Origin of the sequence: Bradyrhizobium sp. CCBAU 11386 (assembly GCF_028128955.1) — a bacterium.
GTDB lineage: Bacteria > Pseudomonadota > Alphaproteobacteria > Rhizobiales > Xanthobacteraceae > Bradyrhizobium.
The window spans coordinates 79,330-104,960 of the sequence record NZ_LBKA01000255.1; the positions used below are offsets into that span (position 1 = coordinate 79,330).

The 25,631-nt window shown below is 64.0% G+C and carries 27 protein-coding genes; 10 read left to right on the forward strand and 17 right to left on the reverse strand.

The window, feature by feature from the left end; all coding sequences use genetic code 11:
* The first annotated feature begins 20 nt into the window (after nt 1-20).
* Nucleotides 21-1,649 (forward strand): chaperonin GroEL, encoded by a 1,629-nt coding sequence (gene groL / locus XI09_RS36525; protein WP_271571204.1) that lies wholly within the window; start codon nt 21-23, stop codon nt 1,647-1,649.
* A 242-nt stretch (nt 1,650-1,891) separates the two neighbouring features.
* The gene (locus XI09_RS36530; protein ID WP_271571205.1) at nt 1,892-3,103 is read left to right on the forward strand and encodes a hypothetical protein; all 1,212 of its coding nucleotides are present in this window, start codon (nt 1,892-1,894) and stop codon (nt 3,101-3,103) included.
* 156 nt (nt 3,104-3,259) lie between these two features.
* On the opposite strand, the gene XI09_RS36535 is transcribed toward XI09_RS36530, so the two are convergent.
* Together XI09_RS36535 and XI09_RS36540 are read right to left on the reverse strand one after the other, a co-directional pair.
* On the reverse strand, nt 3,260-3,658 hold the full coding sequence (locus XI09_RS36535; protein WP_271571206.1) for an META domain-containing protein: 399 nt from the start codon (nt 3,656-3,658) through the stop codon (nt 3,260-3,262).
* A 134-nt stretch (nt 3,659-3,792) separates the two neighbouring features.
* Nucleotides 3,793-5,457 carry an L-lactate permease gene (locus tag XI09_RS36540; protein ID WP_271571207.1) on the reverse strand — a complete coding sequence of 555 codons (1,665 nt, stop codon included), beginning with the start codon at nt 5,455-5,457 and terminating at the stop codon, nt 3,793-3,795.
* A 313-nt stretch (nt 5,458-5,770) separates the two neighbouring features.
* Here XI09_RS36540 and XI09_RS36545 point away from each other — a divergent pair, with 313 nt between their 5' ends.
* On the forward strand, nt 5,771-7,534 hold the full coding sequence (locus tag XI09_RS36545; protein ID WP_271571208.1) for an ABC transporter ATP-binding protein/permease: 1,764 nt from the start codon (nt 5,771-5,773) through the stop codon (nt 7,532-7,534).
* A gap of 224 nt (nt 7,535-7,758) precedes the next feature.
* Here the strand turns inward: XI09_RS36545 and XI09_RS36550 are convergent, their stop codons facing one another.
* The 4 genes from XI09_RS36550 to XI09_RS36565 form a co-directional block, all read right to left on the reverse strand.
* Nucleotides 7,759-8,772 carry a TorF family putative porin gene (locus XI09_RS36550; protein WP_271571209.1) on the reverse strand — a complete coding sequence of 338 codons (1,014 nt, stop codon included), beginning with the start codon at nt 8,770-8,772 and terminating at the stop codon, nt 7,759-7,761.
* Nucleotides 8,773-9,209: 437 nt separating this feature from the next.
* Nucleotides 9,210-9,572, reverse strand: a complete 363-nt coding sequence (locus XI09_RS36555) for a histone (RefSeq protein ID WP_271571210.1) — start codon at nt 9,570-9,572, stop codon at nt 9,210-9,212.
* Between the two features lie 69 nt (nt 9,573-9,641).
* Nucleotides 9,642-10,964, reverse strand: a complete 1,323-nt coding sequence (gene glcF / locus XI09_RS36560; protein ID WP_271571211.1) for a glycolate oxidase subunit GlcF — start codon at nt 10,962-10,964, stop codon at nt 9,642-9,644.
* Nucleotides 10,961-12,199, reverse strand: a complete 1,239-nt coding sequence (locus XI09_RS36565) for an FAD-binding protein (RefSeq protein ID WP_271571212.1) — start codon at nt 12,197-12,199, stop codon at nt 10,961-10,963. The genes glcF and XI09_RS36565 overlap by 4 nt, the downstream gene beginning before the upstream one ends.
* Nucleotides 12,200-12,600: 401 nt before the next feature.
* On the opposite strand from XI09_RS36565, the gene XI09_RS36570 reads away from it, so the two are divergent.
* Nucleotides 12,601-12,936 (forward strand): putative quinol monooxygenase, encoded by a 336-nt coding sequence (locus tag XI09_RS36570; protein WP_271571213.1) that lies wholly within the window; start codon nt 12,601-12,603, stop codon nt 12,934-12,936.
* Nucleotides 12,937-12,990: 54 nt separating this feature from the next.
* Here XI09_RS36570 and XI09_RS36575 read toward each other — a convergent pair whose 3' ends face one another.
* Complete coding sequence (locus XI09_RS36575; RefSeq protein ID WP_271571214.1) at nt 12,991-14,484, reverse strand: FAD-linked oxidase C-terminal domain-containing protein; 1,494 nt, start codon at nt 14,482-14,484, stop codon at nt 12,991-12,993.
* A 228-nt stretch (nt 14,485-14,712) separates the two neighbouring features.
* Here XI09_RS36575 and cycA point away from each other — a divergent pair, with 228 nt between their 5' ends.
* The gene (cycA, locus tag XI09_RS36580; protein WP_271571215.1) at nt 14,713-15,108 is read left to right on the forward strand and encodes a cytochrome c-550 CycA; all 396 of its coding nucleotides are present in this window, start codon (nt 14,713-14,715) and stop codon (nt 15,106-15,108) included.
* A gap of 118 nt (nt 15,109-15,226) precedes the next feature.
* Here cycA and XI09_RS36585 read toward each other — a convergent pair whose 3' ends face one another.
* Nucleotides 15,227-16,183 carry an alpha/beta fold hydrolase gene (locus XI09_RS36585; protein ID WP_271571216.1) on the reverse strand — a complete coding sequence of 319 codons (957 nt, stop codon included), beginning with the start codon at nt 16,181-16,183 and terminating at the stop codon, nt 15,227-15,229.
* 329 nt (nt 16,184-16,512) lie between these two features.
* Between XI09_RS36585 and XI09_RS36590 the strand changes: the two genes are divergently transcribed.
* Nucleotides 16,513-16,695 (forward strand): hypothetical protein, encoded by a 183-nt coding sequence (locus XI09_RS36590; protein WP_092187599.1) that lies wholly within the window; start codon nt 16,513-16,515, stop codon nt 16,693-16,695.
* A 13-nt stretch (nt 16,696-16,708) separates the two neighbouring features.
* Here the strand turns inward: XI09_RS36590 and XI09_RS36595 are convergent, their stop codons facing one another.
* From XI09_RS36595 to ykgO, 3 genes are all read right to left on the reverse strand, one after another.
* Complete coding sequence (locus XI09_RS36595; protein WP_271571217.1) at nt 16,709-16,969, reverse strand: hypothetical protein; 261 nt, start codon at nt 16,967-16,969, stop codon at nt 16,709-16,711.
* 161 nt (nt 16,970-17,130) lie between these two features.
* Nucleotides 17,131-17,787: a tetratricopeptide repeat protein gene (locus XI09_RS36600; RefSeq protein WP_271571218.1), complete on the reverse strand. Its 657-nt coding sequence runs from the start codon at nt 17,785-17,787 to the stop codon at nt 17,131-17,133.
* A gap of 105 nt (nt 17,788-17,892) precedes the next feature.
* A complete protein-coding gene (gene ykgO / locus XI09_RS36605) occupies nt 17,893-18,018 on the reverse strand; it encodes a type B 50S ribosomal protein L36 (RefSeq protein WP_006611362.1) in 126 nt (41 codons plus the stop codon).
* 307 nt (nt 18,019-18,325) lie between these two features.
* On the opposite strand from ykgO, the gene XI09_RS36610 reads away from it, so the two are divergent.
* On the forward strand, nt 18,326-19,210 hold the full coding sequence (locus XI09_RS36610; protein WP_011090280.1) for a 4-hydroxyphenyl-beta-ketoacyl-CoA hydrolase: 885 nt from the start codon (nt 18,326-18,328) through the stop codon (nt 19,208-19,210).
* Nucleotides 19,211-19,312: 102 nt separating this feature from the next.
* On the opposite strand, the gene XI09_RS36615 is transcribed toward XI09_RS36610, so the two are convergent.
* Genes XI09_RS36615 through XI09_RS36625 form a run of 3 tightly spaced genes read right to left on the reverse strand, consistent with a single transcriptional unit; the run spans nt 19,313 to nt 21,110 of the window.
* Complete coding sequence (locus tag XI09_RS36615) at nt 19,313-19,810, reverse strand: GlcG/HbpS family heme-binding protein (RefSeq protein ID WP_271571219.1); 498 nt, start codon at nt 19,808-19,810, stop codon at nt 19,313-19,315.
* Nucleotides 19,811-19,848: 38 nt separating this feature from the next.
* Nucleotides 19,849-20,499: a hypothetical protein gene (locus XI09_RS36620; RefSeq protein ID WP_271571220.1), complete on the reverse strand. Its 651-nt coding sequence runs from the start codon at nt 20,497-20,499 to the stop codon at nt 19,849-19,851.
* Between the two features lie 14 nt (nt 20,500-20,513).
* Nucleotides 20,514-21,110 carry a superoxide dismutase gene (locus XI09_RS36625; protein ID WP_092187514.1) on the reverse strand — a complete coding sequence of 199 codons (597 nt, stop codon included), beginning with the start codon at nt 21,108-21,110 and terminating at the stop codon, nt 20,514-20,516.
* Between the two features lie 536 nt (nt 21,111-21,646).
* Here XI09_RS36625 and XI09_RS36630 point away from each other — a divergent pair.
* From XI09_RS36630 to XI09_RS36640, 3 genes are read left to right on the forward strand one after another with little or no spacing between them, the layout of a single operon-like run.
* Nucleotides 21,647-22,384: a haloacid dehalogenase type II gene (locus XI09_RS36630; RefSeq protein ID WP_271571221.1), complete on the forward strand. Its 738-nt coding sequence runs from the start codon at nt 21,647-21,649 to the stop codon at nt 22,382-22,384.
* Between the two features lie 46 nt (nt 22,385-22,430).
* Nucleotides 22,431-22,898 (forward strand): YbaK/EbsC family protein, encoded by a 468-nt coding sequence (locus XI09_RS36635; protein ID WP_271571222.1) that lies wholly within the window; start codon nt 22,431-22,433, stop codon nt 22,896-22,898.
* A 55-nt stretch (nt 22,899-22,953) separates the two neighbouring features.
* Nucleotides 22,954-23,784: an adenylate/guanylate cyclase domain-containing protein gene (locus XI09_RS36640; protein WP_271571223.1), complete on the forward strand. Its 831-nt coding sequence runs from the start codon at nt 22,954-22,956 to the stop codon at nt 23,782-23,784.
* Between the two features lie 53 nt (nt 23,785-23,837).
* Here XI09_RS36640 and XI09_RS36645 read toward each other — a convergent pair whose 3' ends face one another.
* The 3 genes from XI09_RS36645 to XI09_RS36655 form a co-directional block, all read right to left on the reverse strand.
* Nucleotides 23,838-24,188: a hypothetical protein gene (locus XI09_RS36645; protein ID WP_271571224.1), complete on the reverse strand. Its 351-nt coding sequence runs from the start codon at nt 24,186-24,188 to the stop codon at nt 23,838-23,840.
* A 202-nt stretch (nt 24,189-24,390) separates the two neighbouring features.
* The gene (locus XI09_RS36650) at nt 24,391-25,374 is read right to left on the reverse strand and encodes a helix-turn-helix transcriptional regulator (protein WP_271571225.1); all 984 of its coding nucleotides are present in this window, start codon (nt 25,372-25,374) and stop codon (nt 24,391-24,393) included.
* The gene (locus XI09_RS36655) at nt 25,361-25,501 is read right to left on the reverse strand and encodes a hypothetical protein (protein ID WP_271571226.1); all 141 of its coding nucleotides are present in this window, start codon (nt 25,499-25,501) and stop codon (nt 25,361-25,363) included. The genes XI09_RS36650 and XI09_RS36655 overlap by 14 nt, the downstream gene beginning before the upstream one ends.
* Nucleotides 25,502-25,631: the final 130 nt, after the last annotated feature.

The window sequence follows — 25,631 nt, forward strand, 5'->3', positions numbered from 1 at the left end:
AAACACGAGGAATTGCAGAAATGGCTGCCAAAGACGTCAAGTTTTCCGGAGACGCGCGCGATCGCATGCTGCGCGGCGTCGACATTCTCGCCAACGCCGTCAAGGTGACGCTCGGCCCGAAGGGCCGCAACGTCGTCATCGAGAAGAGCTTCGGCGCGCCCCGCATCACCAAGGACGGCGTCACCGTCGCCAAGGAGATCGAGCTCGAGGACAAGTTCGAGAACATGGGCGCCCAGATGGTGCGTGAGGTCGCCTCCAAGACCAACGACCTTGCCGGCGACGGCACCACCACCGCGACCGTGCTGGCCCAGGCCATCGTGCGCGAAGGCGCCAAGGCGGTTGCCGCCGGCATGAACCCGATGGACCTCAAGCGCGGCATCGACATCGCGGTTGCCGCCGTCATCAAGGACATCGAGAAGCGCGCCAAGCCGGTTGCCGCCTCCTCCGAGGTCGCCCAGGTCGGCACCATCTCGGCCAACGGCGATGCCGCCATCGGCAAGATGATCGCGCAGGCGATGCAGAAGGTCGGCAACGAGGGCGTCATCACCGTCGAGGAGAACAAGTCGCTCGACACCGAAGTCGACATCGTCGAGGGCATGAAGTTCGACCGCGGCTATCTCAGCCCCTACTTCGTCACCAACGCCGAGAAGATGACCGCCGAGCTTGAGGATGCCTACATCCTCCTGCACGAGAAGAAGCTCTCGGGCCTCCAGGCCATGCTGCCGGTGCTCGAAGCCGTGGTGCAGTCGGGCAAGCCGCTCGTCATCATCGCCGAGGACGTCGAGGGCGAGGCACTGGCGACCCTGGTCGTCAACCGCCTGCGCGGCGGCCTCAAGGTCGCCGCCGTCAAGGCGCCGGGCTTCGGTGACCGCCGCAAGGCCATGCTCGAGGACATCGCGATCCTCACCGGCGGCCAGCTCATCTCCGAGGAGCTCGGCATCAAGCTCGAGAACGTCACGGTGAAGATGCTCGGCCGCGCCAAGAAGGTGGTGATCGACAAGGAGAACACCACGATCGTCAACGGCGCCGGCAAGAAGCCCGACATCGAGGCCCGCGTCGGCCAGATCAAGGCGCAGATCGAGGAGACCACCTCGGACTACGACCGCGAGAAGCTCCAGGAGCGCCTCGCCAAGCTGGCCGGCGGCGTCGCGGTGATCCGCGTCGGCGGCGCGACCGAGATCGAGGTCAAGGAGAAGAAGGACCGCGTCGAGGACGCCCTCAACGCCACCCGTGCCGCGGTGCAGGAAGGCATCGTCCCCGGCGGCGGCGTCGCGCTGCTCCGCGCCAAGAAGGCGGTGGGCCGTCTCACCAACGCCAATGACGACGTCCAGGCCGGCATCAACATCGTGCTGAAGGCGCTGGAAGCCCCGATCCGCCAGATCTCCGAGAACGCGGGCGTGGAAGGCTCGATCGTCGTCGGCAAGATCCTCGAGAACAAGTCCGAGACCTTCGGCTTCGACGCCCAGACCGAGGACTATGTCGACATGGTCGAGAAGGGCATCATCGACCCCGCCAAGGTGGTGCGCACCGCGCTCCAGGACGCCTCCTCCGTGGCCGGCCTGCTGGTGACCACCGAAGCCATGGTCGCCGAGACGCCGAAGGAAGCTCCGCCCGCGATGCCGGCCGGCGGCGGCATGGGCGGCTTCTGAGCCCACCGTTCCGTGGCAATGTTGCGAAGGCCGCCTCCGGGCGGCCTTCTTTTTTGCCGACCATGGCTCACGCTTTCCGATTCAACCGACGGCCAAAACCCACTACGGTGGCGCCGATTCTAAAGCGCGATGAGATCGGAATGAGTCGTCATCGCGCTTTAGGTTATTGTTTGAGCATGATCTTTTCGGAAGACCGCGTCACACTTTTCCGGATCATGCTCCCTTGCTCGAGGATTTCATCGATGCGCGCGCTTCTGGTTTGCTCCACGGCCCTTGTGGCGGCTCTGCTTGCTGTTTCGCCGGAGGTCGCATCCGCCCAGATGAAGCTGTCGCCAAAGGCGACGGCGCCGGGCGGACCTGAGACGCGCTATTTCACCTCGATCGACGGGCTGATGGACGGCAATGCCGACGTGATCCTGAAGGAGACGCGCCAGGGCAAGACGGTCACGGCGGCCGTGCTCGACGTCTGTTATCCGGTCGCGAAGAATTCCGACCGCAAGGACCGCTTCGTCGTCAATCTCCAGGTCGCCGGCCAGATGCTGACTGGCACAACGCAGAGCCTCGGCGCGAAGGCGCCCGTCACCGTCAAGCTGCTGCGCAAACAGGCCGGAGACACTTTCGAGTTCCGCGGCCAGATCGGAATCGGCCAGGCCGTGACCGAGGTCACCTCGCCCGACAATTCCGATCTCAGCGAGAAGGAGTTTCTGGACAACCAGACCTCCGACGACGGCATCACGCCGCAGCCGAAGGATTTCACCGACGTCTCGCCGGAGGCGATCGCGGTCAAGGTCAAGCTGGATGCCGCGACCGAGTTCCTGAAGAGCCTGAAGGGCCAGGAGGTCGAAGTGACGCTGGCGAGCCTCAGCGTCGGCTGCGACGCGTTGCGCGCCGGCGAGCAGACCATCAACATGTCGGTCGACCCGGAGCGCGCCGGCGCGCTGCTGGCAAAATTCAAGGCGATGCCCGGCGTCGTCGCCGCGGGCTGGACCGCGGGCATGACCGAGATGGACCGCGCCATCCGCTTCGCCGCGGCCGACTGGCGCGACGGCGACAAGATCAACCGCGACAAGCTCGCGTCCGCGGTGGCGGGCGTGCTGAGCCGGACGCTCGTGGCAAAGCCGGTCTCGCAAAGCTTCAACCCGGCCACCGGCAAGCTCAAGCTGGTCTTCAAGCGGCCGAACCAGGATTACCCGGCGCTCGATCTCACCGACACGATCGAGGTCGCAGGGCTTATCTCGCCCGACAAGCCCGGCACGACCGACAAGCTCATGCTCTGGATCGGCAGCCCCGCAACCACGACCGCCGACGAGAGCAGCGGCGCCAAGCTCAATCTCTCGGACGAAGCTTCGGCCGACGAGGAAGGCGACCAGCCCGACGACAACGGCTCGGTCGAGGCGCTCGCCAAGGAGCTGAAGGGCCAGCGCTGGGACGCCGACAAGTCGGTGTGGAAATAGGCCGAGCTATCGTGCCCCGGACGCAGCGCGAAGGCGCTGCAGAGCCGGGGCCCAGAACCGCAAGCGAAGTCGCGGATTGAGACTGGGTCCCGGCTCCGCGGCGCAGCGCCTGCGCGCTACGCCTTGTCCGGGACACGAGAGTACTGCTTGCTGAAGCTAATTCCCGTTCACGCGGAAGCGCAGCGGCTTCGGGCCGAGAAGCGTCAGCACGTCGCCCTGCCGCTTCCAGGTCTCGACGCTGCCAAGCGCTGCGACGAGATCGTCGTCGGCCTGGGCCCTGGCCGGCGGACAGGACCGGTCCTGGATCTGGCCGGGGACGAAGATCACGGTGTTGCCGGCGACCGAGAACTGGCCCTTGCCGCCCTTGCACCACAGCTCCAGAACGACCTCGCCATTGTCGCCGATCTCGATGTTCGGAATCCGCTTCGAGCCCGGTTGCGGCAGCGCCTCCAGCGTCATCTCGGTGCCGAAGGGAAAACCGTCCTCCGCACGCGCGACAATGGACATCGCAAGCATTGCAACCGTCGCACACACCATCTGCCTGAGCGAAACCATGAGACCTCTCGACCAACGCGATTTGCCGCACCTTCTATAAGACGGCGGCGGCCATGAGAAGGTTCGCCCCATGCAAAATCCCCGCGGAGTCGCCTCCGCGGGGATTTCCGGCAAGAGCCGGGCTTGTTGGCCTGCTACTTCAGCACCATCGCCGTGAACGGCCAGACATAGGCCTGCAACGTCACGAGCACGCCGACCAGGCAGGCCAGCACGATCGAGTGCCAGAACACGTAGCGCAGGATTGAGCCCTCATGGCCGTACCAGTTGGTCGCGGTGGAGGCGACCACGATCGATTGCGCATCGATCATCTTGCCCATCACGCCACCGGAGGAGTTCGCCGCGGCCATGAGAACCGGCGGCAGCCCGATTTGCTCGGATGTGATCTTCTGCAAATTGCCGAACAGGATGTTCGACGCGGTGTCCGATCCGGTTAGCGCCACGCCCAACCAACCGAGCAGGGTGCCGAAGAAAGGATAGAGCACGCCGGTTGCCGCGAAGGCGAGGCCGAGCGTCGCGTCGACGCCGGACAGGCGCGTGAGCGTACCGATCGCGAGCATCGCCGAGATCGTGATCAGCGAGATCGCGCACAGCCGGATGGTGCGGCCATATTCCACCAGGAGCCTGCCGGGACCGACCCCCATCAGGAAGCCGGAGATGATCGCCGCGATCAGCATGCCCGTGCCGGTGAAGGACAGATAGGTGAAGGCGAACACCGCGCCTTCCGGCGTCGGCTTCGCCGCCACCGGCGGCATCTTGTTGATCATCTTGTCGAGCTCGGGAACCGCATAGTTGAAGGTGAAAATCGAGTTTGCCCAGGTCTTGAACCAGCCGCTTCCCCACAGCAGCATCACGACGCAGACGATGATCCAGGGCAGGAGCGCGCTCCAGAGCTGGGCTTGCGTGAGCGGAGTTTTGTCGAGCGGCTTCGCCGGCGCCATGGTCGCATGCGATTCATCATGTCCGCGCAGCTCCGGCGACAGCCACAGCTGTCTCGGCTGCCAGACCTTCAGGAACAGGATGAGAGCCCCCATCGAGATCAGCGATGCCCCGATGTCGACGATCCAGGGATTGATGTAGTTGGAGATCACGAATTGCGGGACGGCGAAGGACACGCCGGTGACGAGGATCGCCGGCCAGACGTCCTTCATGCCGCGCCAGCCCGCGAAGGCCCAGACGACCCAGAACGGCACGATCAGCGAGAAGAACGGCAATTGCCGTCCGACCATCGCGCCGAGGATATAGGGATCGAGCCCGGTGACGGAGGCAAGGCCCTGGATCGGCGTGCCGAGCGCGCCATAGGCGACCGGCGCGGTGTTGGCGATCAGCGACAGGCCGGAGGCCGCGAGCGGCGAGAAGCCGAGCCCGATCAGGACCGAACCGGTGATCGCGACCGGCGTGCCGAACCCCGAGGCGCCTTCGAAGAAGGCGCCGAACGAGAACGCGACCAGCAACAGCTGCAGGCGCCGATCCTCCGTCACGCTGCCGATCGCGCGCTTCAACAGCTCGAAGCGTCCGGTTGATACCGTGACCTGGTAGAGGAAGATGACGTTGAGGACGATCCAGCCGATCGGGAAGAAGCCGGTCACGATACCGAGCAGCGAAGCACGGAACGACATGTTCGGCGGCATGGTGAAAATGAAGATCGTGATCAGGTTGGTCACGATCACGGCGATGACGGCGGCAATATGCGCCTTGACGCGACCGCTCGCGATCAGGACCAGCAGCGTGACGACAGGGATCGCCGCCGCGATCGTCGACAGCACAGGGCTGTGCAGCGGGTCATAGATTTGATTCCACATGGTCTTCCTCCCCACGCATGTTTGCGGCAGGCGGCCCGCGTGGACAGCCGAACCTGCTTAACGCTGGAAGCGATAACCCCCGAGCTGGACGCGAATTCCTCGCGAATGCGGCGGTTCCCGTCCGCTCACAAGCTCGCGAAGTCCCGAAGGCCCCCACCCCGCGCCGTTACGGCCCATGCTAGGGTTGCAAGCCGCGACAAGCCAACGCAAATTGCAGAACTTGCGACTTTAGTCTAAGCGCGCCCATTTCGGCCATTGCCTCGGCCATTTGGCTCCAGGCATTTGTGCACATCCCCTCAGGAGACAGAGCTCTGTGAAGAACATCAGCGCCACACTCGCGATCGTCTGGCGAATCGCCGCCCCCTATTTTCGATCGGAGGACAAATGGGCCGGCCGCGGCCTGCTCGGCGCCGTGATCGCGATGGAGCTGGCCCTGGTCGCGATCGACGTGCTCGTGAACCAGTGGCAGAACCGGTTCTACAGCGCACTGCAGGCGAGCGACTGGGACGCGTTCGTCACGCAGATCTGGATTTTCGTCGCCCTCGCCTCGATCTATATCGCGCTGGCGGTCTACAAGCTGTACTTGAACCAATGGCTCCAGATCCGCTGGCGGCAATGGCTGACCCGGCACTATCTGGGCGAATGGCTGCAAGGCGCCACGCATTACCGCATGCAGCTCAAGGGCGATGCCGCTGACAACCCGGACCAGCGCATGACCGAGGACGTCAAGAACTTCGTCGAGCAGACCCTGACCATCGGACTCGGCCTGCTGTCGTCGATCGTGACGCTGTTCTCCTTCGTGATCATCCTCTGGGGTCTCTCCAACGCCGCGCCGCTGCACCTGTTCGGCACCGACCTCATGATCCCGGGCTATCTTTGCTGGGGCGCGCTGGTTTACGCGATCTTCGGCACCGCGCTGACGCACTGGATCGGCGCTCCGCTGGTCAACCTCAATTTCGAGCAGCAGCGCTATGAAGCCGACTTCCGCTTCAACCTCGTCCGCGTCCGCGAGAATTCCGAGCAGATCGCGCTGCTCAAGGGCGAAGGCGCCGAACGCGGCCGGCTGCTGGACCGCTTCGGCTTCGTGATCGGCAACTGGTACGCCATCATGAGCCGGACCAAGCGCCTCACCGCGTTCACCGCGAGCTACCAGCAGGCCGCCGTGATCTTTCCTTATGTGCTGGTGGCGCCAGCCTTCTTCGCCAAGAAGATCCAGCTCGGCGACATGATGCAGACCGCATCGGCCTTTTCCAGCGTACAAGGCGCATTGTCGTTCTTCGTCACGGCTTACCGATCTCTCGCGGAATGGCGCTCGATCGTCGCGCGTCTCGACGGCTTCGAGATGTCGGTCGATTCAGCCGCGAACCTGCCGGCCCATGAGCCGGCGATCGCCCTCAAGGCCGCCGGCGGCAGCGGCAACATCGCCCTCGATCGGCTCTGCGTGAACCTGCCCAGCGGCACGCCGCTGGTCGCCGCCGACGCATTTGCCGTCCAGGTGCCGGAGCGCGTGCTGGTGACCGGGCCGTCCGGCTCCGGCAAGTCGACGCTGTTCCGGGCCATCGCCGGCATCTGGCCGTTCGGCACCGGCACCATCTTCGTCCCCGAGAAGGCGAAGCTGATGATGCTGCCGCAGCGCCCCTATTTCCCCGTCGGCATGCTGCGCGACGCCGTGGTCTATCCCGCTGCACCAGGCGCGTTCGAGACCGCACGGGTCCGCGACACGCTGATCGCGGTCGGACTGCCCGACCTCGCCGAGCGGCTCGACGAGGACGGCCACTGGAACCGGATGCTCTCGCTCGGCGAGCAGCAGCGCCTGGGGCTCGCCCGCGCGCTGCTGCATGTGCCGGACTATCTGTTCCTGGACGAGGCCACCGCCTCGCTGGACGAGCCGTCCGAGGCCCGGCTGTACCGGCTGCTGATGGAGAGGCTGCCACAAGCCACCATCGTCTCGATCGGCCACCGCTCGACCCTCGACGCTTTCCACACCCGCAAGGTGACGATGGTGAAGGACGGCAAGATTCACGTCCTCAGCAAGAGCAGCGAGCCGGCCCAGGTGGAGCCGACCGCTGCGCGCTGAGGCTTCCACATGCTCGTCATGCCCGGGCTTGTCCCGGGCATCCACGTTCTTTGTGCGACTACGTGGATGGCCGGGACATAGGCGAGCGGAAGCGACGCCGTCCTTCGGACGGCTATGCCCGGCCATGACGAGCATGTGGAGCGGCCGTCCACTCAAGTGACTACCCCAAAGCAAAAGGGCGGCAGATTGCTCTGCCGCCCTCGTATGCCGTTTCGGGAAGAAACTTACTTCAGGTTGGTCATCGCCGTCAGGTCGAAGGACAGCTTGGCGATACCCGCCGCGCCGCACCAGTTCGAGCCGACGCCCGACGGGTTGATGGGCGTCAGGAAGGTGCCGGTCGAAGCGGTGATGTTGCCGCGGGCCGAGAAATCGCTGGTGAAGGCGTTACAATCGCCCTTCGACAGGTCCGTGTCGGAGTAGCGCAGATCCAGCGTCATCACCTTGTAGGTGAAGCCGATGCCGATATTCCACGTGTTGTAATCGGCATACTTGATGCCATTCGGGAAAGCCGGCACGCCGTAGAAGCTGTCGGAGGTACCGAGCCACTGACGGCCGAACTCACCCGACACATACATGCCGACGCCGCTCGAGCCGAACACCGTGCTGGGGGCAATGTACTTGCCCACGATCGAGGTGTAGTTGCCCCAAGCGCCCGAGTTGAGATAGCTCGGGGTATAATATTCGTTCAGGCCGAACGACCAGTTGTCGTTCACGGTATAGGTGAACTTGCCGTAGACTTCGAAGAAGCTCAGGTCCTTCTTGATCACGTTGGTGTTGAGCAAGGCCTTCTCGGCGCAATCGGCCCCCTGGAAGACGCCCGCGTTGTCGATGCCGGTGCCGCCGAAGTAGCAGCTGCCGCCCGGATACAGGTAGCCCCACACGCCGATGTCGAAGGCGAACGCACCGAAGGTCGGGCGAATACCGCCGTAGACGTCGATTTCGGCTGCGGCACGGTTCGGGAAGGAGATGCTCTCGCCGGCCACGCCGACATAGAGCTGGAGGTCCTTGGTGACGTTGTAGCGCGGCTCGAAATAGGCCGCGACCGACGGCTTGTGGTTCGACTGGGTGATACCGCGGAAGATGTAATCGCTCATGATCGCGCCGCCGAAGGCGATATCCCAGGGGTCGAAGGCAACGACCGGCGGGGCCTTCTTAGCCTTCACCGCCATGTCCGCCGCGAAAGCCGACCCCGTCGTCACCATTGCCAGCGCCGTTGCCAACAAAGCCACTTTTTTCATTTCGATCCCCATCACCAGTTCTTACCCAGTCGGTTTCCCGGAAGCCCCCCGGGGCGTACGACCTGCGTGCAAAATTGCGTTACTGCGACAATCTGGATTGTGGGATGCAAACCGTGAAGCAAAAAACGCGGGCATCTGCCGACTTTTTAGGCGTTATGGTGATTCCACGAAAGGTTGTCGGCCTGTGTGGCTTCTCGATCACATTATTTGCATTCCAACGGGCACTGGAGAACCGGGTTAGTACGGAGAGTTGCGATACCGTGCCCCGCTCGCCACGAATCAAGGCTGACGTTGTGGATGACGGCCTCCGGGAGCCGGAGCCGCGATGCAAAAGGGCCGCAGCGTCGCCGCCGCGGCCCTTCTGCTGTCGATCGTGGTCGCTGGACTGGAGCCTGCCTTTGGCCAGCCCTTGGCCACCCCCTGGCCTGACCCTGAGCCTAACCTTGCCCCTCGGCCGGCGTCGGTTCCGCAGAAGACGAAGGCATCGCCCAGCTTGTCTCGGCGACAGGCTCGGGAGCCGGAGCCGCCACCGGCGCTGACGGCTTCGGCGCGGGAGCTGCCTTCGCCTTCTTCGGCGCCGCTTTCTTCGCAGCCTTCTTGGCGGCCTTCTTCGGTGCAGCCTTCTTGGCAGCTTTCTTTGCAGCCGTCTTGGCCGACTTCTTCGGCGCGGCCTTCTTAGCGGCCTTCTTGGCAGATTTCTTCGCGGACTTCTTGGCTGCCTTCTTCGCGATCTTCTTCGCCGCTACAGCCTTCTTGGCCTTTTTGGCCTTCTTGCTTTTTTTCTTCTTTGCTTTCGCCATCGTGGTCCTCCTGTTGCCGCCGAACAATGGTCGATCGGGCGCCTTCAGCCGTCACCTCGGGACGAAAGCTCAGCTCGACGAATTCAATGCCGGCCGCGACCCGCCCGTAGCCCAATCGAGAAGCTCAATCGTGTGTACGACCGGAACTGACGTGCCACTGGCAATCTGCACCATGCAGCCGATATTGCCCGCGGCAATCATGTCCGGCTTGACGCTTGCGATGTTGGCGACCTTCCGGTCGCGCAACCTGCCCGCAAGCTCGGGCTGGAGAATGTTGTAGGTCCCCGCCGAACCGCAACACAAATGGCTCTCGGGCACATCTTTCACCACGAATCCATTCTTGGAAAGCAATTCTTTCGGAAGGCCCGTGATTTTCTGTCCGTGCTGCAACGAACACGCGGAGTGATAGGCGACGACAATGTTGTCGCCTATCGCAGTGGTCGCGAGATCGAGGCCGGCAACGTATTCGGTGATGTCCTTGGCAAGCGCGGACACCTTCGCCGCATCGGCCGCGAAAGCAGCGTCCTCGCGCAGCAGATAGCCGTAGTCCTTGATCACCGTGCCGCAGCCGGACGCCGTCACCAGGATGGCGTCGAGCCCCTCGCCGGCCGCTTCCGCGCGCCATGCCGCGATATTGGCGCGAGCCCGCGCCAGCGCATCGTAGTCGTTGCCAAGGTGATGAGTCAGCGCGCCGCAACATTGCTCGTCCCTGACCAGGACGACCTCGATGCCGTGGCGGGTGAGAAGACTGATGGCAGCCTGGTTGATGCGCGGCGCCAGCACCTGCTGGGCACACCCCTGGAGCAGCGCGACCCGGCCGCGCTTCTTGCCGAGCGCCGCGAACACGCTGCCCGGGAGGGGGCCGGGCGACGGCAGCCGGTTCGGGGCAAGCGCCAGCATCGCCTTGAGGCGCTGGATCAGTCCGGGCGTGGCCGAGGGCCGCGGCGTCGGCAGGAATACGGCCAGCGGACGGGCCAGCCGCGCCAGCCACATGCTGGCGCGGAAGCGCCGCGGGTCCGGCAGGACGAAGGCCAATACCTGGCGGAGCAGCCGCTCGGTGAGCGGCCGCTGATAGCGCTGCTCGATCCTGACCCGGGCCTGGTCGACGAGGTGCATGTAGTTCACCCCGGAGGGGCAGGTCGTCATGCAGGCCAGGCACGACAGGCAGCGGTCGATATGCTTGACCACCTCCGCCGTCGGCGCCTGGTCCTTCTCCAGCATCTCCTTGATCAGATAGATGCGGCCGCGCGGGCTATCGAGCTCGTCGCCGAGCAGCACATAGGTCGGACAGGTTGCAGTGCAGAAGCCGCAATGGACGCAGGCGCGCAGGATCTTGTCGGCCTCCGCGATATCGGGGTCGGCGAGCTGCGCCAGTGAGAATTCGGTCTTCATGCCGCAGCGCCCCGCGTCAGCCGCCCCCGGTTGAGAATGGACTTCGGATCGAAACTGGCGCGCACCCGCTCGCTCAGGGCGGCGATGCCGGGCGCCTGCGGATGGAACACATCGACGTCGCGCCTGACATCCTCGGCCGCCCGGATCAGCATGGCGTGCCCTCCGACCGCATTCGCACACGCCCGCACGGCCGGTTCATGCGCATCGCCCTTCGGCGGCAATGCGGCCCAGATCAATCCGCCGCCCCAATCGTAGATCACGTCGCCGCCGGTCTCGCGCGCCAGCTGCGTCCCGAGCGCCGCACCCGATGCCGGCGGACAGACGATCCGCCACACCGGCCAGGCGCCCAGCGTGCCGCTGGCCGCGAACGGCAGGACGTCGCGGATGGTAGCCCACAGTGCCGCCGACGATGCGTCCTCGACCAGGGCCGCGGTTCCGAACGGCGCCAGCAATTCGCGCAGCGAACCGGCGCGGTGGGCGGCTGAAGCGGTAATGCCTTCGAGCCGGAGAACGGTCAGCGCCTCGCCCTGGCCTGCGATGTCGCCGAGCCCGTCGGTCTTCGCCCGGAATGCGGATTTCGGCAGGTGTGCGGCGCCGGAGACGTCGAAGGGCGAGCCGAGCGCCGCGGTCATCGCCTTGTTGGCGGCGGCATCGTCGAGCCCGCTGAGCAGCAGCGTCCGCTCGGCCTCCGGCTTCGGCATCACCTTCAGCGTGACCTCGGTCATCACCGACAGCGTGCCCCAGGAACCGGCGAGCAGCTTGCAGAGGTCGTAGCCGGTGACGTTCTTTACCACCTTGCCGCCGGTCTTGAAGCTGTCGCCGAAGCCGGAGACGGCGTGCGCCCCGAGCAGGTGATCGCGCGCCCCGCCCGCCCTGATGCGCCGCGGGCCGGCGAGGCCCGTCGCGATCATGCCGCCGATGGTGCCGAGCGCAGGCGTGCCGAGCAGCGGCGCGGTGTTCATCGGCTCGAAGGCGAATTGCTGGTTCTTGGCATCGATCAGTGACAGCACGTCGGCCAGCGGCGCACCGGCCTCAAGCGTCACGATCAGCTCGTTGGGCTCGTAGGAGGTGACGGCATTCAGCGCGGAGACGTCGAGCACGGCGTTGGTCGCCATGGCGTGGCCAATGCTGCGCTTGCTGCCATGACCGATGATCTCGAGCGGCTGCTCATTGGCAATCGCCGCGCGCACCACCTCTTCGACGTCTTTGGCGTCTCTGACCTTGAGCGTATCCACGGGAAAAGGCGGTAGCGAAATTCGCCGCCGAAATCAAATGCAGCGTGACGCAGGCGGCCAGCGCCGACGCGATCGCGGTCCACCGCGCGACGAAAATCCGTCGGGCCGGCTGTGCGACATCCGACCACGACGCTTCGATCACAGTCGAAGCGTTCACGACATCGACACTTCGATCACCGGCGAACCAAAGCCGGCAGGCCATCGCTACAAGTCTGCGCCGATCGCGATCGAGACCAACCGATGGAGACAGACATGCGATCGACACACAAGCGGCCGGTGCCGCGCGTCCACGAAGCATTCAGCCGCAGGTCGGTGATCCGGGCCTTCGGAGCCGTCCTGGCATCTATCTCTCGCCATGGACGGCGGCGTCATCTCAAGCCCAGCAGCAAGGAGGAAGGACCATGAATCACTACGCCACGCAGAAATCTCTCAGCGCCGCCGTCGACGGCGGCGGCCTGCTCGTCGTCGCGCAATGGGAGGCGAAACCGGGCGAGGCCGACAAGGTCGCCGCGATCCTCGACCGCTTCCTGCCCGAGGCGCAGCGCGAGGACGGCATCAAGCTGTTCCTGATCTCGCGCGCCAAGGACAATCCGGCCCAGTTCCTGTTCTACGAACTGTTCCGCGACGAGGCCGCGTTCAGGGCGCACCAGGAGAGCGCACATTTCAAGACCTACATCGCCGGCCAAGCGCTGCCGCTGCTGGCGAAGCGGGAGCGGGCGCAATACGGCATGCTGTGAGCGTTTGGGAGGGAAGAGGCTTGCATCGCAGGCCCCTTCCCTCCGCGCGAGCGCCTAGAACCGCGGAATATCCGGGAACGCCAGCTTGCCCGCGTGCACATGCATGCGGCCGAGCTCGGCGCAGCGATGCAGGGTCGGAAACACCTTGCCGGGGTTGAGCAGGCCCTGCGCGTCGAAGGCGCATTTCAGCCGCTGCTGCTGGTTGAGGTCGATCTCGCTGAACATCTCCGGCATCAGGTCGCGCTTCTCGATGCCGACGCCGTGCTCGCCGGTGAGCACGCCGCCGAACTCGACACAGGCGCGCAGGATGTCGGCGCCGAAGGCCTCGGCGCGCTCGATCTCGCCGGGCTTGTTGGCATCGTAGAGGATCAGCGGGTGCAGATTGCCGTCGCCGGCATGGAACACGTTGGCGCAGCCGAGCTGGTATTTTTCCGAGAGGTCGCGGATGCGCGCCAGCGCCTTCGGCAGCGCGCCGCGGGGAATGGTGCCGTCCATGCAGAGATAGTCGGGCGAGATGCGGCCGACGGCAGGGAACGCAGCTTTGCGGCCGGCCCAGAACAGATTGCGCTCGGCCTCCGAGGTCGAGATCTGGCAGGTGGTCGAGCCGCAGGCGTTTGCGATCGTCTCGACGCGCGTGATCAGCTCGTCGACCTCGATCTTGGGACCGTCGAGCTCGATGATCAGGAGCGCCTCGACATCGAGCGGATAGCCGGCATGGACGAAGGCTTCCGCGGCGTGGATCGCCGGCTTGTCCATCATCTCCATGCCGCCGGGAATGATGCCGGCGCCGATGATGCGTGCCACGCATTCGCCGGCCGCCTCGACCTCTGCGAAGCCGACCATCAGCGCGCGCGCCGTCTCCGGCTTTTGCAGGATGCGCACCGTGATCTCGGTGATGACGCCGAGCAGGCCTTCGGAGCCGGTGATGACACCCATCAGGTCGTAGCCGGCGTTCTCGGCCGACTTGCCGCCGATCCGCAGGATCTCGCCGCTCATCAGCACGATCTCGCAGCCCAGCACGTTGTTGGTGGTCATGCCGTATTTCAGGCAGTGCACGCCGCCGGAATTTTCCGCGACATTGCCGCCGATCGAGCAGGCGATCTGCGACGACGGATCGGGCGCGTAGTAGAAGCCGGCATGCGCGACCGCCTGGCTGATGGCGAGATTGGTGACGCCGGGCTCGGTGACGACGACGCGGTTGTCGAAATCGATCTCGCGGATGCGCTTGAACTTGCCGAGCCCGAGCAGCACGCCGTCCTCCAGCGGCAGCGCGCCGCCGGACAGCGAGGTGCCGGAGCCGCGCGGCACCACCTTGATGCCTTGGGCGGCACAATATTTCAGGACGAGCGAGACCTGCTCGGTCGTATCGGGCAGCACCACGACCATCGGCGGCTGCCGATAGGCGGTCAAACCGTCGGATTCATAGGCTCGCATCTCGGCGGCGCTGTCGATCACCCCTTCGCCTGATACGATTGCGCGCAAGGCGGCGACGATCTCGCTGCGACGCGCCAGCACCGCCTGATCGCTCGCGGGCATCATGATGGCCATGTTACGAAACCTTCGTCCGGCATTGGAATTTGTTCCGGCAAATCAATCATGTCTGCCCGCTCTTGGGTAGGTCCTCCGAAGGTCGCATTGCTTTGTTGCAGCGCAAGTTCTCTCTGGGGCAAGTCTGCTACCACGAAACCTGTCAAGATTTCGCGGCTTGTCCACTAGCACCGGACCTGCCAAAACCACGACCCTCAATCTGACCCGGGAAGAGACGAAGAGCATCCTATGACAAAATTGACTTTCGCCGCGCTGGTTGCCCTCACCGTGACTGCCACCGCACCCGCCGCGATGGCGCAGGATGTCGCGGCCGGCAAGACATCGTTCAACAAATGCCTGGCCTGCCACGCGATCGGCGAAGGCGCCAAGAACAAGGTCGGCCCCGAGCTCAACGGCCTCAACGGCCGCAAGTCGGGCAGCGCTCCGGACTACAGCTATTCGGACGCGAACAAGAATTCCGGCATCACCTGGGACGAAGCCACGTTCAAGGAGTACATCAAGGATCCGAAGGCCAAGATCCCCGGCACCAAGATGGCATTCGCCGGCATCAAGAACGAGACCGAGATCAACAATCTCTGGACCTTCATCTCGCAGTTCGACAAGGACGGGAAGATCAAGCAGTAAGCGCGCGAGAGGCGGCCGCCAGAGCTTCGGTTCTGATTGAATCAGACCCGAAGCGCCGGCTTCTTGTTTTGACGCGTTTTCTTCACGCGAACCGGTATCCACTTCGCTCGAAAACGCTTTAATCGGCGGCCGCCTGCGCCGGGACGATTGTATCGATCATCGTCTCGATCTCCGTCTTCACCAGATCCGGCACCGCGTTCTGCACCATGTGGCCGAGATCGGGCAGCACGATCAGCTTTGCATTCTGTACGGTGGCGGCGAACGGTCGCGCGTGGATGTTGGTCTTCACCGTCTTGTCGGGCTCGCCGGCGATGATGGTGACCGGCGCTTTGATCTCGCCATAGCGCGCGACTTGCGCGGCAACAGCTTCCTTCAACGTCACCAGATCATAGGCATTGGCGATGAACTCGCGCGGCCGCAGCAGCAGCGGCGTCGCGGAGTCCTGCACAAAACCATCGGGCATGGTCTGCGGCAGAAACACGTTGCGCGCGCCGGACTCGGCGACGACATACCCGAGCGGCAGCGTGATGGTGTAGGCGAGCAGCGGGCCGATCACGGGCATTGCGATGAGCTCGTTGTAGCGGCCGACGCCGCCGCGCCAGGGATGGGTGACGGGCGCCAGCATCACGAGGCCGGCGACGCGGCCCGGATGATCGAGCGCGAGGCGCGCACCGAGCGCCCCGCTCCAGGAATGCACGACGAAGACCGCGCGATCGACTCCGAGCTTGCCGAGCGCCTCGTCGATCATCCGCGCCTGGATCTGCGGCGTCGAATCCTGCCGCCGTGCGCGCGTGCTCCAGCCATGGCCGGGACGATCGATCAGGATGACGCGATGGTCTCTTGCCAGGAGGTCGCCGAGCGGGCGTCGCATCGCTTCGAGATTGGAGCTCGCGCCGTGCAGCATCACGATCGGCGGGCCTGAATCGCGCGGGCCGATGTCGACGACGTGGAGCGTCGCGCGATCGACCTCGACCATCCGGCCCTGAGGTGGAAAGGCGCGTTGCACGGCGACGATTCCGGCCTGCGTGACCAGCGCCAGCAGAACCAGCGCCGTCACGACTGTCATCACGATCATGGAGAGAATCCGGACGATCCAGGGCACTTGGTGATTACGGGCGTGGCACGCGGCAGTTTCGCCCGAGGCGCCTCAGCACTTCCACCGGGAATGAGGGGCTGTGGATATGTGCATAATTGAGGGGCAGAAAAATTCAACAGAATCAATGATGTTCCTGATGGCACGCAAGCTTCGAACCAGCTTCATGCGGTCGTCATCGCGGCTTCCATATAATCGCCACGGTCGGTTCCGCCATTTAGGGGCGGGTGGGCGCCGATCCTCCTCGCAGCCTCAGGAGATGCGGGAAAGACCGGCAGGATTTGTCCTGGTTTGAACCGGAGGATTTTTCGATGAGCTTGAGATCGAACGACACTGCAATCGACGAGATCGTCGCGAGCTGCAACGGTGACCTGCGCGGTGCCGTGCGGGCGCTGCTCCTGATCAACGAGCATCTCGAGGCGGAACTCGCCAGGGCTTACGCCGCAGCAGCCGATCGCGGCCTCGCTGAGCGCGGCGGCAGCGCCCTGCATTAAGTGCGGGCCAGACCTAGTCCGTCTTGTCCTCGTCCTTTTGGTCGTCGGGGTTGACCGCGGGACAGGCGCGGATGGTCGAGCGGGCAAGCTTGGCGTCGGCCATGGACTTGTAGGGACCATCGCCGAACCAGATGTCGCCGATGATGACCGGATTGCTGGTCACGATGTTGCATTTGCCGGTGGCGCGGTTGCCGACCACCCAGAACAGTCCGTCGGCGAGACTCACCGTTCCCGACGCGAGCAGCAAGCTACCCGCAAAGATCAAACGCTTCATGGCTTTGCTCCTGCCATGCAGGTAGGCCTGTAGCCGGCTAGACGATACCCCAGCTCATGCGACGCGTGTGATCGTGGTTAATCCGCGTGCGCCGCAATCGCTCGGGAAATGGTCAAACTATCCCTTTGCGCTGGCGCGACCCTTCGGGTCCGGATCGTGCTCTAGATGTCGCGGCCTTCGACCTTCTCGGTCAGCGCCTTGACCTGATCGGGGATCTTCTCGAGGTGCGGATTGACGGCGAGCGCCTTGCGATAGGCCTCGAGCGCGCGCTTCTCGTCGCCGACCTCCTGCATGATCATGCCGAGCCCTGCGAGCGCGCCGAAATGGCGGGGTTCGCGGATCAGCACTTGCTGGATGTCGGCGAGCGAGCGGCCGTAATCGTTCTGCATGTAGTAGAGCGTGGCGCGCCGGTTCCAGGCCTCGATGTAGTCGGGCCGCAGCTTGATGACCGAATCCAGCAGCTTGATCGCGACGTCGATCTTCTGCGCATCGACCGCGGTCTTGGCCCGCGCCATCAGCAGCGAGGCGGTGTCGCTCGGGGTCTGGAGCCAGATCGCCCAGATCCGCGCCTCGACATGCTTGGCGCTGACATCGTCGGGCGCCGCCTTCAGCGCGCCGAACAGGAAATCGAGATTTTTGCTGCGATCGACCTTGGGCAGCTTGGTCGGCGCTTCCGGAAGCTTCTTCTGCTTGCCGGGAGGGGGCGGCGGCTCAACCTGCTGCGCCGCGGCCGGAGCAAGGCCAGCGGTTCCCAGAACGAGGGCCAGACACAGGGTGCGTGCGAAAGGAAATCTCACTGCCAGGAATCTCACTGCCATGACCGAAGTCTAGACGCGCAAAGCCGCCCTTGCAAAGCAGGGGCGGCGTCAAACTCGTGTGAGACCGTGGTCTTGCGGGGCGCACGGGGCGTCCGGCAGGGCTAATCAGCCCTGGCGAGCCTTGAAGCGGCGCTGCACCTTGTTGATCACGTAGACCCGGCCCTTGCGGCGGACCAGGCGGTTGGCGCGATGGCGACCGCGCAGCGATTTCAGCGAGTTACGGACCTTCATGGCAGAATCCTGAACGTTCGAAAGGCCGTGTTCGGCACTACCGTTTCGGCACGCGCGAATGTGGCAAAATGAGATTTTTCCCGCTGGCGGACCGACCGCCCGGGACGGGGCGGTTCTTACGGCATCGCGGGAGGTGATGTCAATGTTAACCGCCAGGTTCCGAACCAGCAAATTCGTGAAAACAACCCCATGCACAGTAGAAGCGGCCGGATCGGCCCGATCCGCCGACTGCGGTTCGCTTCGGGGCAACGCTTGCCAAATTCGTTATATCATATAATCAATTTGGCAACCCGTCGGGAGGAAACCAATGCCGAAGCTGAAGCTGCCCAACATCGACGATGTCGTCGCGATCGACATCCACACCCATGCCGAGGAGCCCTGCGGCTGCCACGCCGACGACGGCTATGACGACTTCCAGGCGCAGATGGCGGAGTACTTCAAGTCGCCGAACAAGCATCCGCCGACCGTGCCGGAGACCGCGGCCTACTACCGCTCCAAGAACATCGCCGCCGTGATCTTCCCGGTCGACGCCGAGCGCGAGACCGGTTTCCGCCGCTACAACAATTACGAGATGCTGGAGGTCGCCTCCGACCATCTCGACGTCCTCATTCCCTTCGTCTCGATCGACCCGCACAAGGGCAAGCTGGGCGCCCGCGAGGCGCGCAAGCTGATCGAGGAATACGGGGTGCGCGGCTTCAAATTCCATCCAACCATGCAGGGCTTCTATGCCAACGACCGCATGGCCTATCCGCTCTACGAAGAGATCAACAATGGCGGCGCGATCGCGCTGTTCCACACCGGCCAGACCGGCGTCGGCTCGGGCATGCCCGGCGGCATGGGCATGCGGCTGAAATATTCCAACCCGATGTACATGGACGACGTCGCGGCCGATTTCCCCGACCTCAAGATCATCCTCGCCCACCCCTCCTTCCCCTGGCAGGAGGAGGCGCTGTCGGTCGCGACCCACAAGCCGAACGTCTACATCGACCTCTCCGGATGGTCGCCAAAGTATTTCCCGCCGATCCTGGTGCGCTACATCAACTCGATCCTCCAGGACAAGATGCTGTTCGGCTCGGACTGGCCGGTGATCACGCCGGACCGCTGGCTGTCGGACTTCGCCAAGATCGACATCCGCGACGAGATCCGGCCGAAGGTGCTGAAGGCCAACGCGCGCAAGCTGCTGGGGATCTAGGCGGGCACTCATCACCGCAGCGCATCGAGGGCTTCGATCCCGCGACCGAAGCCCTCACGCTCAAGCGCTCAAGGCCTCAGACCTGTGCCAGGCAAGGCGGCCCTAAAACTCCAGCTTGTCGCGTATGGCGTCGATTCCGGCCCTGGCGCAAGCTTCGTCGGCATCACCGCCAGGCGCCCCAGACACACCGACGGCTCCGACCAGCGAACCGCCCGCTTCGACAATCAATCCGCCACCTATAATGACCGTGCCGGGGAGATTGCGGATACCGGCCTGCATCATGCCAGGTTGGCTGACGGCATTCAGTTCGGTGGTGCTGGTACGGAATGTTGCTGCGGTCCACGCCTTGCCCGAGGCCGTTGAAACGGTGTGAGCGCCTGCGAACCTGTCACGAAGGATCACCTGTGTCCCCCCGAAGCGATCGACGACCGCGACGGCGACCTGGTACCCGCGTGTTCGGCAATCGCCAAGCGCTGCCCGGGCCAGATCAAGCGCCAGCTCGGGACTCAGGGATTTGTAGGTCGCGAGCGGCTCCTGCGCCATTGCCGGGTGCGCGAGCATCAACAGGACGGTGGCCGCAAGCAGGGTTCGAGCGAGCATGGTTTCTCCGACGCGAGCAGGTCGACGCCGACTGTAACCTAGTTCAGCGCACCGTATGTCAGGTCGTCGAATACGGTGACACTGTCGGCCTTGGTCCACAAGCCGATCATGCCGGCATTCCTGATCGATTCGTCCTCGACCTCGAACATCGGCTTGCCGTCATAAGTCACCTTGAATAGCTTTCCCGCGAATTCGCAACGTAGGGAATGCCATTGACCTGATGGCACCGATACTTTGACGCCATAGCCGCCTTTCCGGCCGACGATATCGAGCGCGCTGCGAACACCCTTGATCGTCTTGTAGAGCACAACATTGTCTTCAAGCGCGTTGGCCCGCACGACATAGTAATTGTCGGCATCCTTTGCGCGCCAGACAATACCGGCCGCACGATCCTCGGAGCCTGCGATCGCCTTGAACTTGACCTCGACGAACCCGTCCAGGATGCTGGTGCCGTTCCTGAGCGCCACTGGAAACGTCGCCTGACCGGATTGTTTCAGGACGTTCGGCTTGCTTGGCGCCGTCGACTCCACCTCGACCGTCCATTTGGGCCGGCCACGACCCGTCATCGTCAGAGTCCAGCCTTGGGGCGCTGCGCCGGTTGCTGCGTTGTCAAAATTGACAGTTTCTGCCATCGCGTTTCCTTCCACCAACAATAGGAACAACGCCGCCCCCAACAACGCTACGCTCATTCTTTGCACGACGTCTAAGCTTCCCGCCTGTATTGATCGTACAGTGCTGCAGCGTTGTCCCATTTGATCGCCTCCATGTAGATGTCGACATATTTCGCGGCCGCCGCGCCATAATCCATGTGATAGGCGTGCTCATACATGTCGAGCACCAGCACGGGGCGTCCGCCGGCCAGCGTCGTCGTGTGGTCGGCGGCCCACTGATTGACCAGCCGCTTGTCGCGCGGCGAGTAGGAAAGAATCACCCAGCCGGAGCCACCGCCTTCGGCCTTGCCCATGGCGGAGAACTCCGCGCGCCACCGCTCCATGCTGCCGAAATCGCGCGCGATCGCGTCGGCAAGTGGTGTGCTCGGCTTGCCGGCACCGCCGAGCCCGTCGAAATAGATTTCATGGAGGATCATCGAGTTTGACGCGACGAGTTCCTCGCGCTTCAGGCCGTTGATGACGAAGTTCGGAGCTTTCGCGAAGTCGAGCTCGGCGAGTTGCGTTCCGATCGCGTTGAGTCGCTTTACGGCGCCGACATAGTTGTTCTCGTAGTGGCTGACGAGCACCTTCTCCGAGATGCCGGCAATGGATTTCGGATCGAACGGCATCGGCTTGGGCTGGTATGTCATTGGCTTGGCTCCTGTTGGCTGATTGGCTTGCGCTAGTGCTTGCGTCCCCGCGAGTATTACTGTTGATGCCGCGGCGGCCCCCACGCCCCTGATGAAGTCTCGGCGGTCGGTATTCGTGGTCATGGAGTCCTCCACTTGATCATCGTCCCCAACGTCCCCCGTGTGCTCGCTAGCTCTTGGTGCTCGCCGTCCTGTCGCGTGCGCAAATAGACCGCGCGGTCCTCGTCGATACGGACATCGACGAGGGCCGGCGCGCTGGCGGCACCAATTGACCGGACAATTTCTGTGATGAGATCGCGATGAAAGAAGACATGCAGCGTCCTTGGTGACCAGGACGCGATACTTGGGCATGTCGCCTCGCGGGGAGATCGCAAATCCCCGTGCCCCGAATTAAACGCCTGCCGGCGGCAGTGTCAATCTGCTGCGCGAGATCGGCGGGGTGACGATTTCTTGAAGAAGGTTCCGACCTTGTCGCGCACCGGGCCGTTTCGGTATTGTCCGTGCGCCCCCCGCAAAGATCCCAAAGGAGCGAGCCAATGAGCCTCAAAGCCGTCGTCTTCGACGCCTACGGAACGCTCTACGACATCCAGTCGGTCGCTGACATCACCGAGGATGCGTTTCCGGGCTATGGCGAGATCATCACGCAGGTCTGGCGGATCAAGCAGCTCGAATACACCTGGTTGCGCTCGCTGATGCGGCGCTACCAGGATTTTACCACTGTGACGCGCGACTCGCTGGCCTATACGCTGCGCGTGCTCGGGCTCGCTTACGAGAGCGAGGCGTTCGAGCGCGTCATCGAGAAATATCTGCATCTCGATCTCTATCCGGACGCCGCAAGCGCGCTCGCGGCGCTGAAGCCGCGCAAGCTCGCCATCCTCTCCAACGGCAGCCCGGAGATGCTCGATGCGCTCGTGCGCAACTCCGGTCTCGACCGCCTGCTCGATGCCACCATCAGCGTCGATGCCAGGAAGATCTTCAAGCCGAGCCCGGAGGCCTATGAGCTGATCGGCGAGGTGCTAGCTACCGCACCTGACGAGGTTCTGTTCGTCTCCTCGAATCCCTGGGACGTCGCGGGCGCGAAGTCGTATGGATTGAACGTCGCCTGGATCGAACGGGTGACGCCCGAGGCGATGGCACTGGCTTGCGTCGAGACCGAACTCGTGGCACCGCTCACCCTGTTCAAGGCGATCCGCACCCAGATGGATGAGCTCGGATTTGCACCGGATCATCGTGTCCGCGCGCTGTCGGAGCTGCCCGGAATCATCCAGGGATGACCCAGGGATCGCCGCCCGCCCGCAAGTCTGGAATGAGCCGTCGTCAATGAGCCTTGAATCCGTTCGCGCCTTCTTCGCCGAGAATGCCCCCGACATCTCCGTCTTCGAATCCCCGATCAGCTCCGCCACGGTGGCGCTGGCCGCTGAAGCCTACGGGGTCGAGCCCGGCCGGATCGCCAAGACGCTGTCCCTGCGCATCGGCGAGCGCGTGATCCTGATCGTCGCCAGCGGCACCTCGCGGATGGACAACAAGAAGGTGAAGGCGCAGTTCGGCGGCAAGCCGAAGATGCTGGGGCTGGAAGAGGTCGCGGAGATCACCGGCCACGAGGTCGGCGGCGTCTGCCCGTTCGGACTGAAGTCACCGTTGCCGGTCTATTGCGACGTGTCGCTGAAGGCATTCGACGTGGTGGTGCCGGCCGCAGGCTCGACCCACAGCGCAGTGCGCATCACGCCCGAGCGGATGGCCGAGCTCACCGCTGCCGAATGGATCGATGTCTGTGAAGTCAGGCCGTAAGGCCGCTGCGGGACGCCTGATGCATTTGCCGGTCAGGGAGGCTAATGTAAGAACTATGACCGACGACAAGGTGAAACGACGACTGACCACCGTGCTGTGCGCTGACGTGTACGGCTATTCTCGTCTCATGGAAGCAGACGAGACCGGAACGCTGGAGACGCTCCGCCGCTACCGCACGGCCATTGCGCGCTTGGTCGAGCGTCACGACGGCCGCATCGTGAATACCTGGGGCGATGCCGTGATCGCCGAGTTCGCCAGCGTCGTCGAGGCCGTGCAATGCGCGGTCGAGATTCAGCAGGAAATCTCCCATCAGGATTCGGACGCGCCTCAGGCGAACCCGATGCGGTTTCGCATCGGCATCAACCTCGGCGATGTGATGGTGGACGGCTCCGACATCTATGGCGACGGGGTCAATATCGCGTCGCGGCTGCAAGAACTCGCAGAACCCGGCGGCGTCGTGATCTCGAGCTCCGTCTACGATCAGGTGCACAACAAATTATCCGTTGGCTTCGACTGTCTCGGCCAGCGCCCCATGAAGAACATTGCTCCCCTGACCAGCTATCGGTTGACCTTGGGCGGCCGGACCGCCGGGCAAGGGAGCTTCCCGATCGCGGAAAGCCCAACTCCCCGAGAGACAGCTCGTGCTCCGCGGACTGGCGACAGGCACGAGCCATCCTCGTGGACGCAAGTCGTGTCGGATTGGCTAGCGAAGCTGCCCCGCCCGATTGCAGCAGCCCTCACGATCTCGGCCTTTCTGATTCTGATCAATGTTTTCACTAGCCATAAGATCTGGTTCCATTGGCCAGTCGCAGCCATTCTCTTCGGTGCCGTCTTGCAGACGGCGCTTCGAGCTCGACCTGAATCGGACCGCAAGGGAGAGCGCTGAACGAGGCGGCACGACCGCATCTTCGCGCCTACCGCTGCATGCGCCAGGGAGCGCTAGTCGTCGTCATCGTAAGGCCGCGGCTGCGCCGGCGGAGGTGGCGGCACAGCATTGTAGCGCGGTGGCGGCGCGGCCCGCCCTCGCGGGACCGGCTGCTGCGGCTGCATCTGGTTATTGGACTGGAACACCGCACGGCAGCCGCTGGAGAGCTGTGGCGTGTTCTGTTGCAAGCAAGCCGTAATGCGGCTCACGTCGGGAATCTGGTCGCTGCACAGGCGCCACACATCGGGCGTACAGGCCATCTGCTGTTCCATCGTCCCGCGATATTCTTCGGCGAATGCTGCGCCCTGCGCGACGATGCCGCCGATCGCAAGGGCCACACCCAGCACAATCCGCTCTGTTCGCATGTCCCGATCCTTCTCGATTCTCTCGAATTCTCTTCAATCAATGAGACGCGAGCTGGTTCTGGACTAACAAAAAAATGTGAAAGCGGGGCGTTGGAACCTATTCGATTTTGCCGATCTTCACCGCCGCGATTGGCGGCGACGAAACCTCTCGCGCCGCCACTTGCGCCACGAGATCGAGGACAAATCAAAGACGTCCTTCCGACTACGGCTTTTCGCCCGTTTCCGCGTGCCGCGCTTTCGCGTCCAGCGGCGTCATGCCGAAACGTCGCCGAAATGTCCGGTGAAAATACGAGACGTCGTTGAAGCCGGAGAGATGGGCGATGTCGCTGATCTTGCCCGTCCGGTGCCTCGGATCGCGCAGCAGTCGTGCCGCCCGCAGTAGCCGCTGCTCCAGCACGAACTCCGAGAACGTGACGCCGCTGCGCTCGAACAGTAATTGAATGGTGCGAGGGCTGGCGCGATGGCGCCGCGCGAGGTCGGCGAGCGTGAGGCTGCCATCGCCGAGCCGCGCCACAATGTCGGCCTTGATGGCTTCCAGCCGAGCCGCGGCGAGGCCGCGCTCTTTCGCCTGTTCGGTGGCGTCGCGCCTGCCGCCGAGCACCAGCACCATCAAATCCATCAGGTGTTGCGAAACGGTGTACTGCGCCAGCGCATCGAGTCCCGGGGCGTGCTGAACCGCGAAGTCGTAATATCGATGCAGCAGCGCAGTGAGCGCGGGGTTGTGATCGAGCGGTCGCGCAACGCTATCTTCGGCATCGGGGCAATAAGACAGCAGCGTCTTGCGGTCGAACAAGGCGGCCTTGTTCCCGCCCTCCTCGAGCTGCGAAACGAATGCGCCCTTGATGGAGGCGTCGATGAGGCTGATGCCCAGCGGCGCGACTTCGAGCGCACGACGGCCCATGACAGCGTGCAACGGCGAATCCGGCGCGATCAGCAACGCCAGATTGTCGCTGGCGCTAAGCGTCATAAATCTGATCGGCGTACCGCTGCAGAAGGATACCGTTGCCTGCGGCAACATCAGCGCCTTGACGTCGCAGTGAAAAGAGCCGTCGGACAAAGGCGCAAGATCGGCTGCCATCACACGGCGGCAAAATTCCTCCCGCCACATCTCATAGGCCGGCCCATGCGGCTCGCCGGCATAGCCGAGGCGCGGCGCGCCATGGATCAATTGGTCATCGGCCGCCATAGGCGCGCGTCTCCAGGCTGGTGTAGCGGAACATCAATATCGCATTGGCGGCTGCGCGCAACGCGCCGCAAGCAAGGTTGCGCGCCAGGCCATAGAGATTTGCGCCTTTGTCCAGTTGGTGCGTCAACGCGTCACGTCGCCGGCCCGGCCGTCCGTGGCATCGCCGCAACAGGCCGGCGCAAACCGGCGTCCTTGCGCCTTCAGCCATAATGCGTTTCGCATGGCTCCAAGAAGCGCCGCGCCGTTCCCGCTAGCAG

What these genes read in the sequence shown, in the direction of transcription:
- groL (WP_271571204.1), top strand. Translation starts at nt 21, where the DNA reads ATGGCTGCCAAAGACGTCAAGTTTTCCGGAGACGCGCGCGATCGCATG.
- XI09_RS36530 (WP_271571205.1), top strand. Translation starts at nt 1,892, where the DNA reads ATGCGCGCGCTTCTGGTTTGCTCCACGGCCCTTGTGGCGGCTCTGCTT.
- XI09_RS36535 (WP_271571206.1), bottom strand. Translation starts at nt 3,658, where the DNA reads ATGGTTTCGCTCAGGCAGATGGTGTGTGCGACGGTTGCAATGCTTGCG.
- XI09_RS36540 (WP_271571207.1), bottom strand. Translation starts at nt 5,457, where the DNA reads ATGTGGAATCAAATCTATGACCCGCTGCACAGCCCTGTGCTGTCGACG.
- XI09_RS36550 (WP_271571209.1), bottom strand. Translation starts at nt 8,772, where the DNA reads ATGAAAAAAGTGGCTTTGTTGGCAACGGCGCTGGCAATGGTGACGACG.
- XI09_RS36555 (WP_271571210.1), bottom strand. Translation starts at nt 9,572, where the DNA reads ATGGCGAAAGCAAAGAAGAAAAAAAGCAAGAAGGCCAAAAAGGCCAAG.
- glcF (WP_271571211.1), bottom strand. Translation starts at nt 10,964, where the DNA reads ATGAAGACCGAATTCTCACTGGCGCAGCTCGCCGACCCCGATATCGCG.
- XI09_RS36570 (WP_271571213.1), top strand. Translation starts at nt 12,601, where the DNA reads ATGAATCACTACGCCACGCAGAAATCTCTCAGCGCCGCCGTCGACGGC.
- XI09_RS36575 (WP_271571214.1), bottom strand. Translation starts at nt 14,484, where the DNA reads ATGGCCATCATGATGCCCGCGAGCGATCAGGCGGTGCTGGCGCGTCGC.
- cycA (WP_271571215.1), top strand. Translation starts at nt 14,713, where the DNA reads ATGACAAAATTGACTTTCGCCGCGCTGGTTGCCCTCACCGTGACTGCC.
- XI09_RS36585 (WP_271571216.1), bottom strand. Translation starts at nt 16,183, where the DNA reads ATGATCGTGATGACAGTCGTGACGGCGCTGGTTCTGCTGGCGCTGGTC.
- XI09_RS36590 (WP_092187599.1), top strand. Translation starts at nt 16,513, where the DNA reads ATGAGCTTGAGATCGAACGACACTGCAATCGACGAGATCGTCGCGAGC.
- XI09_RS36595 (WP_271571217.1), bottom strand. Translation starts at nt 16,969, where the DNA reads ATGAAGCGTTTGATCTTTGCGGGTAGCTTGCTGCTCGCGTCGGGAACG.
- XI09_RS36600 (WP_271571218.1), bottom strand. Translation starts at nt 17,787, where the DNA reads ATGGCAGTGAGATTCCTGGCAGTGAGATTTCCTTTCGCACGCACCCTG.
- ykgO (WP_006611362.1), bottom strand. Translation starts at nt 18,018, where the DNA reads ATGAAGGTCCGTAACTCGCTGAAATCGCTGCGCGGTCGCCATCGCGCC.
- XI09_RS36610 (WP_011090280.1), top strand. Translation starts at nt 18,326, where the DNA reads ATGCCGAAGCTGAAGCTGCCCAACATCGACGATGTCGTCGCGATCGAC.
- XI09_RS36615 (WP_271571219.1), bottom strand. Translation starts at nt 19,810, where the DNA reads ATGCTCGCTCGAACCCTGCTTGCGGCCACCGTCCTGTTGATGCTCGCG.
- XI09_RS36620 (WP_271571220.1), bottom strand. Translation starts at nt 20,499, where the DNA reads ATGAGCGTAGCGTTGTTGGGGGCGGCGTTGTTCCTATTGTTGGTGGAA.
- XI09_RS36625 (WP_092187514.1), bottom strand. Translation starts at nt 21,110, where the DNA reads ATGACATACCAGCCCAAGCCGATGCCGTTCGATCCGAAATCCATTGCC.
- XI09_RS36630 (WP_271571221.1), top strand. Translation starts at nt 21,647, where the DNA reads ATGAGCCTCAAAGCCGTCGTCTTCGACGCCTACGGAACGCTCTACGAC.
- XI09_RS36635 (WP_271571222.1), top strand. Translation starts at nt 22,431, where the DNA reads ATGAGCCTTGAATCCGTTCGCGCCTTCTTCGCCGAGAATGCCCCCGAC.
- XI09_RS36640 (WP_271571223.1), top strand. Translation starts at nt 22,954, where the DNA reads ATGACCGACGACAAGGTGAAACGACGACTGACCACCGTGCTGTGCGCT.
- XI09_RS36645 (WP_271571224.1), bottom strand. Translation starts at nt 24,188, where the DNA reads ATGCGAACAGAGCGGATTGTGCTGGGTGTGGCCCTTGCGATCGGCGGC.
- XI09_RS36650 (WP_271571225.1), bottom strand. Translation starts at nt 25,374, where the DNA reads ATGGCGGCCGATGACCAATTGATCCATGGCGCGCCGCGCCTCGGCTAT.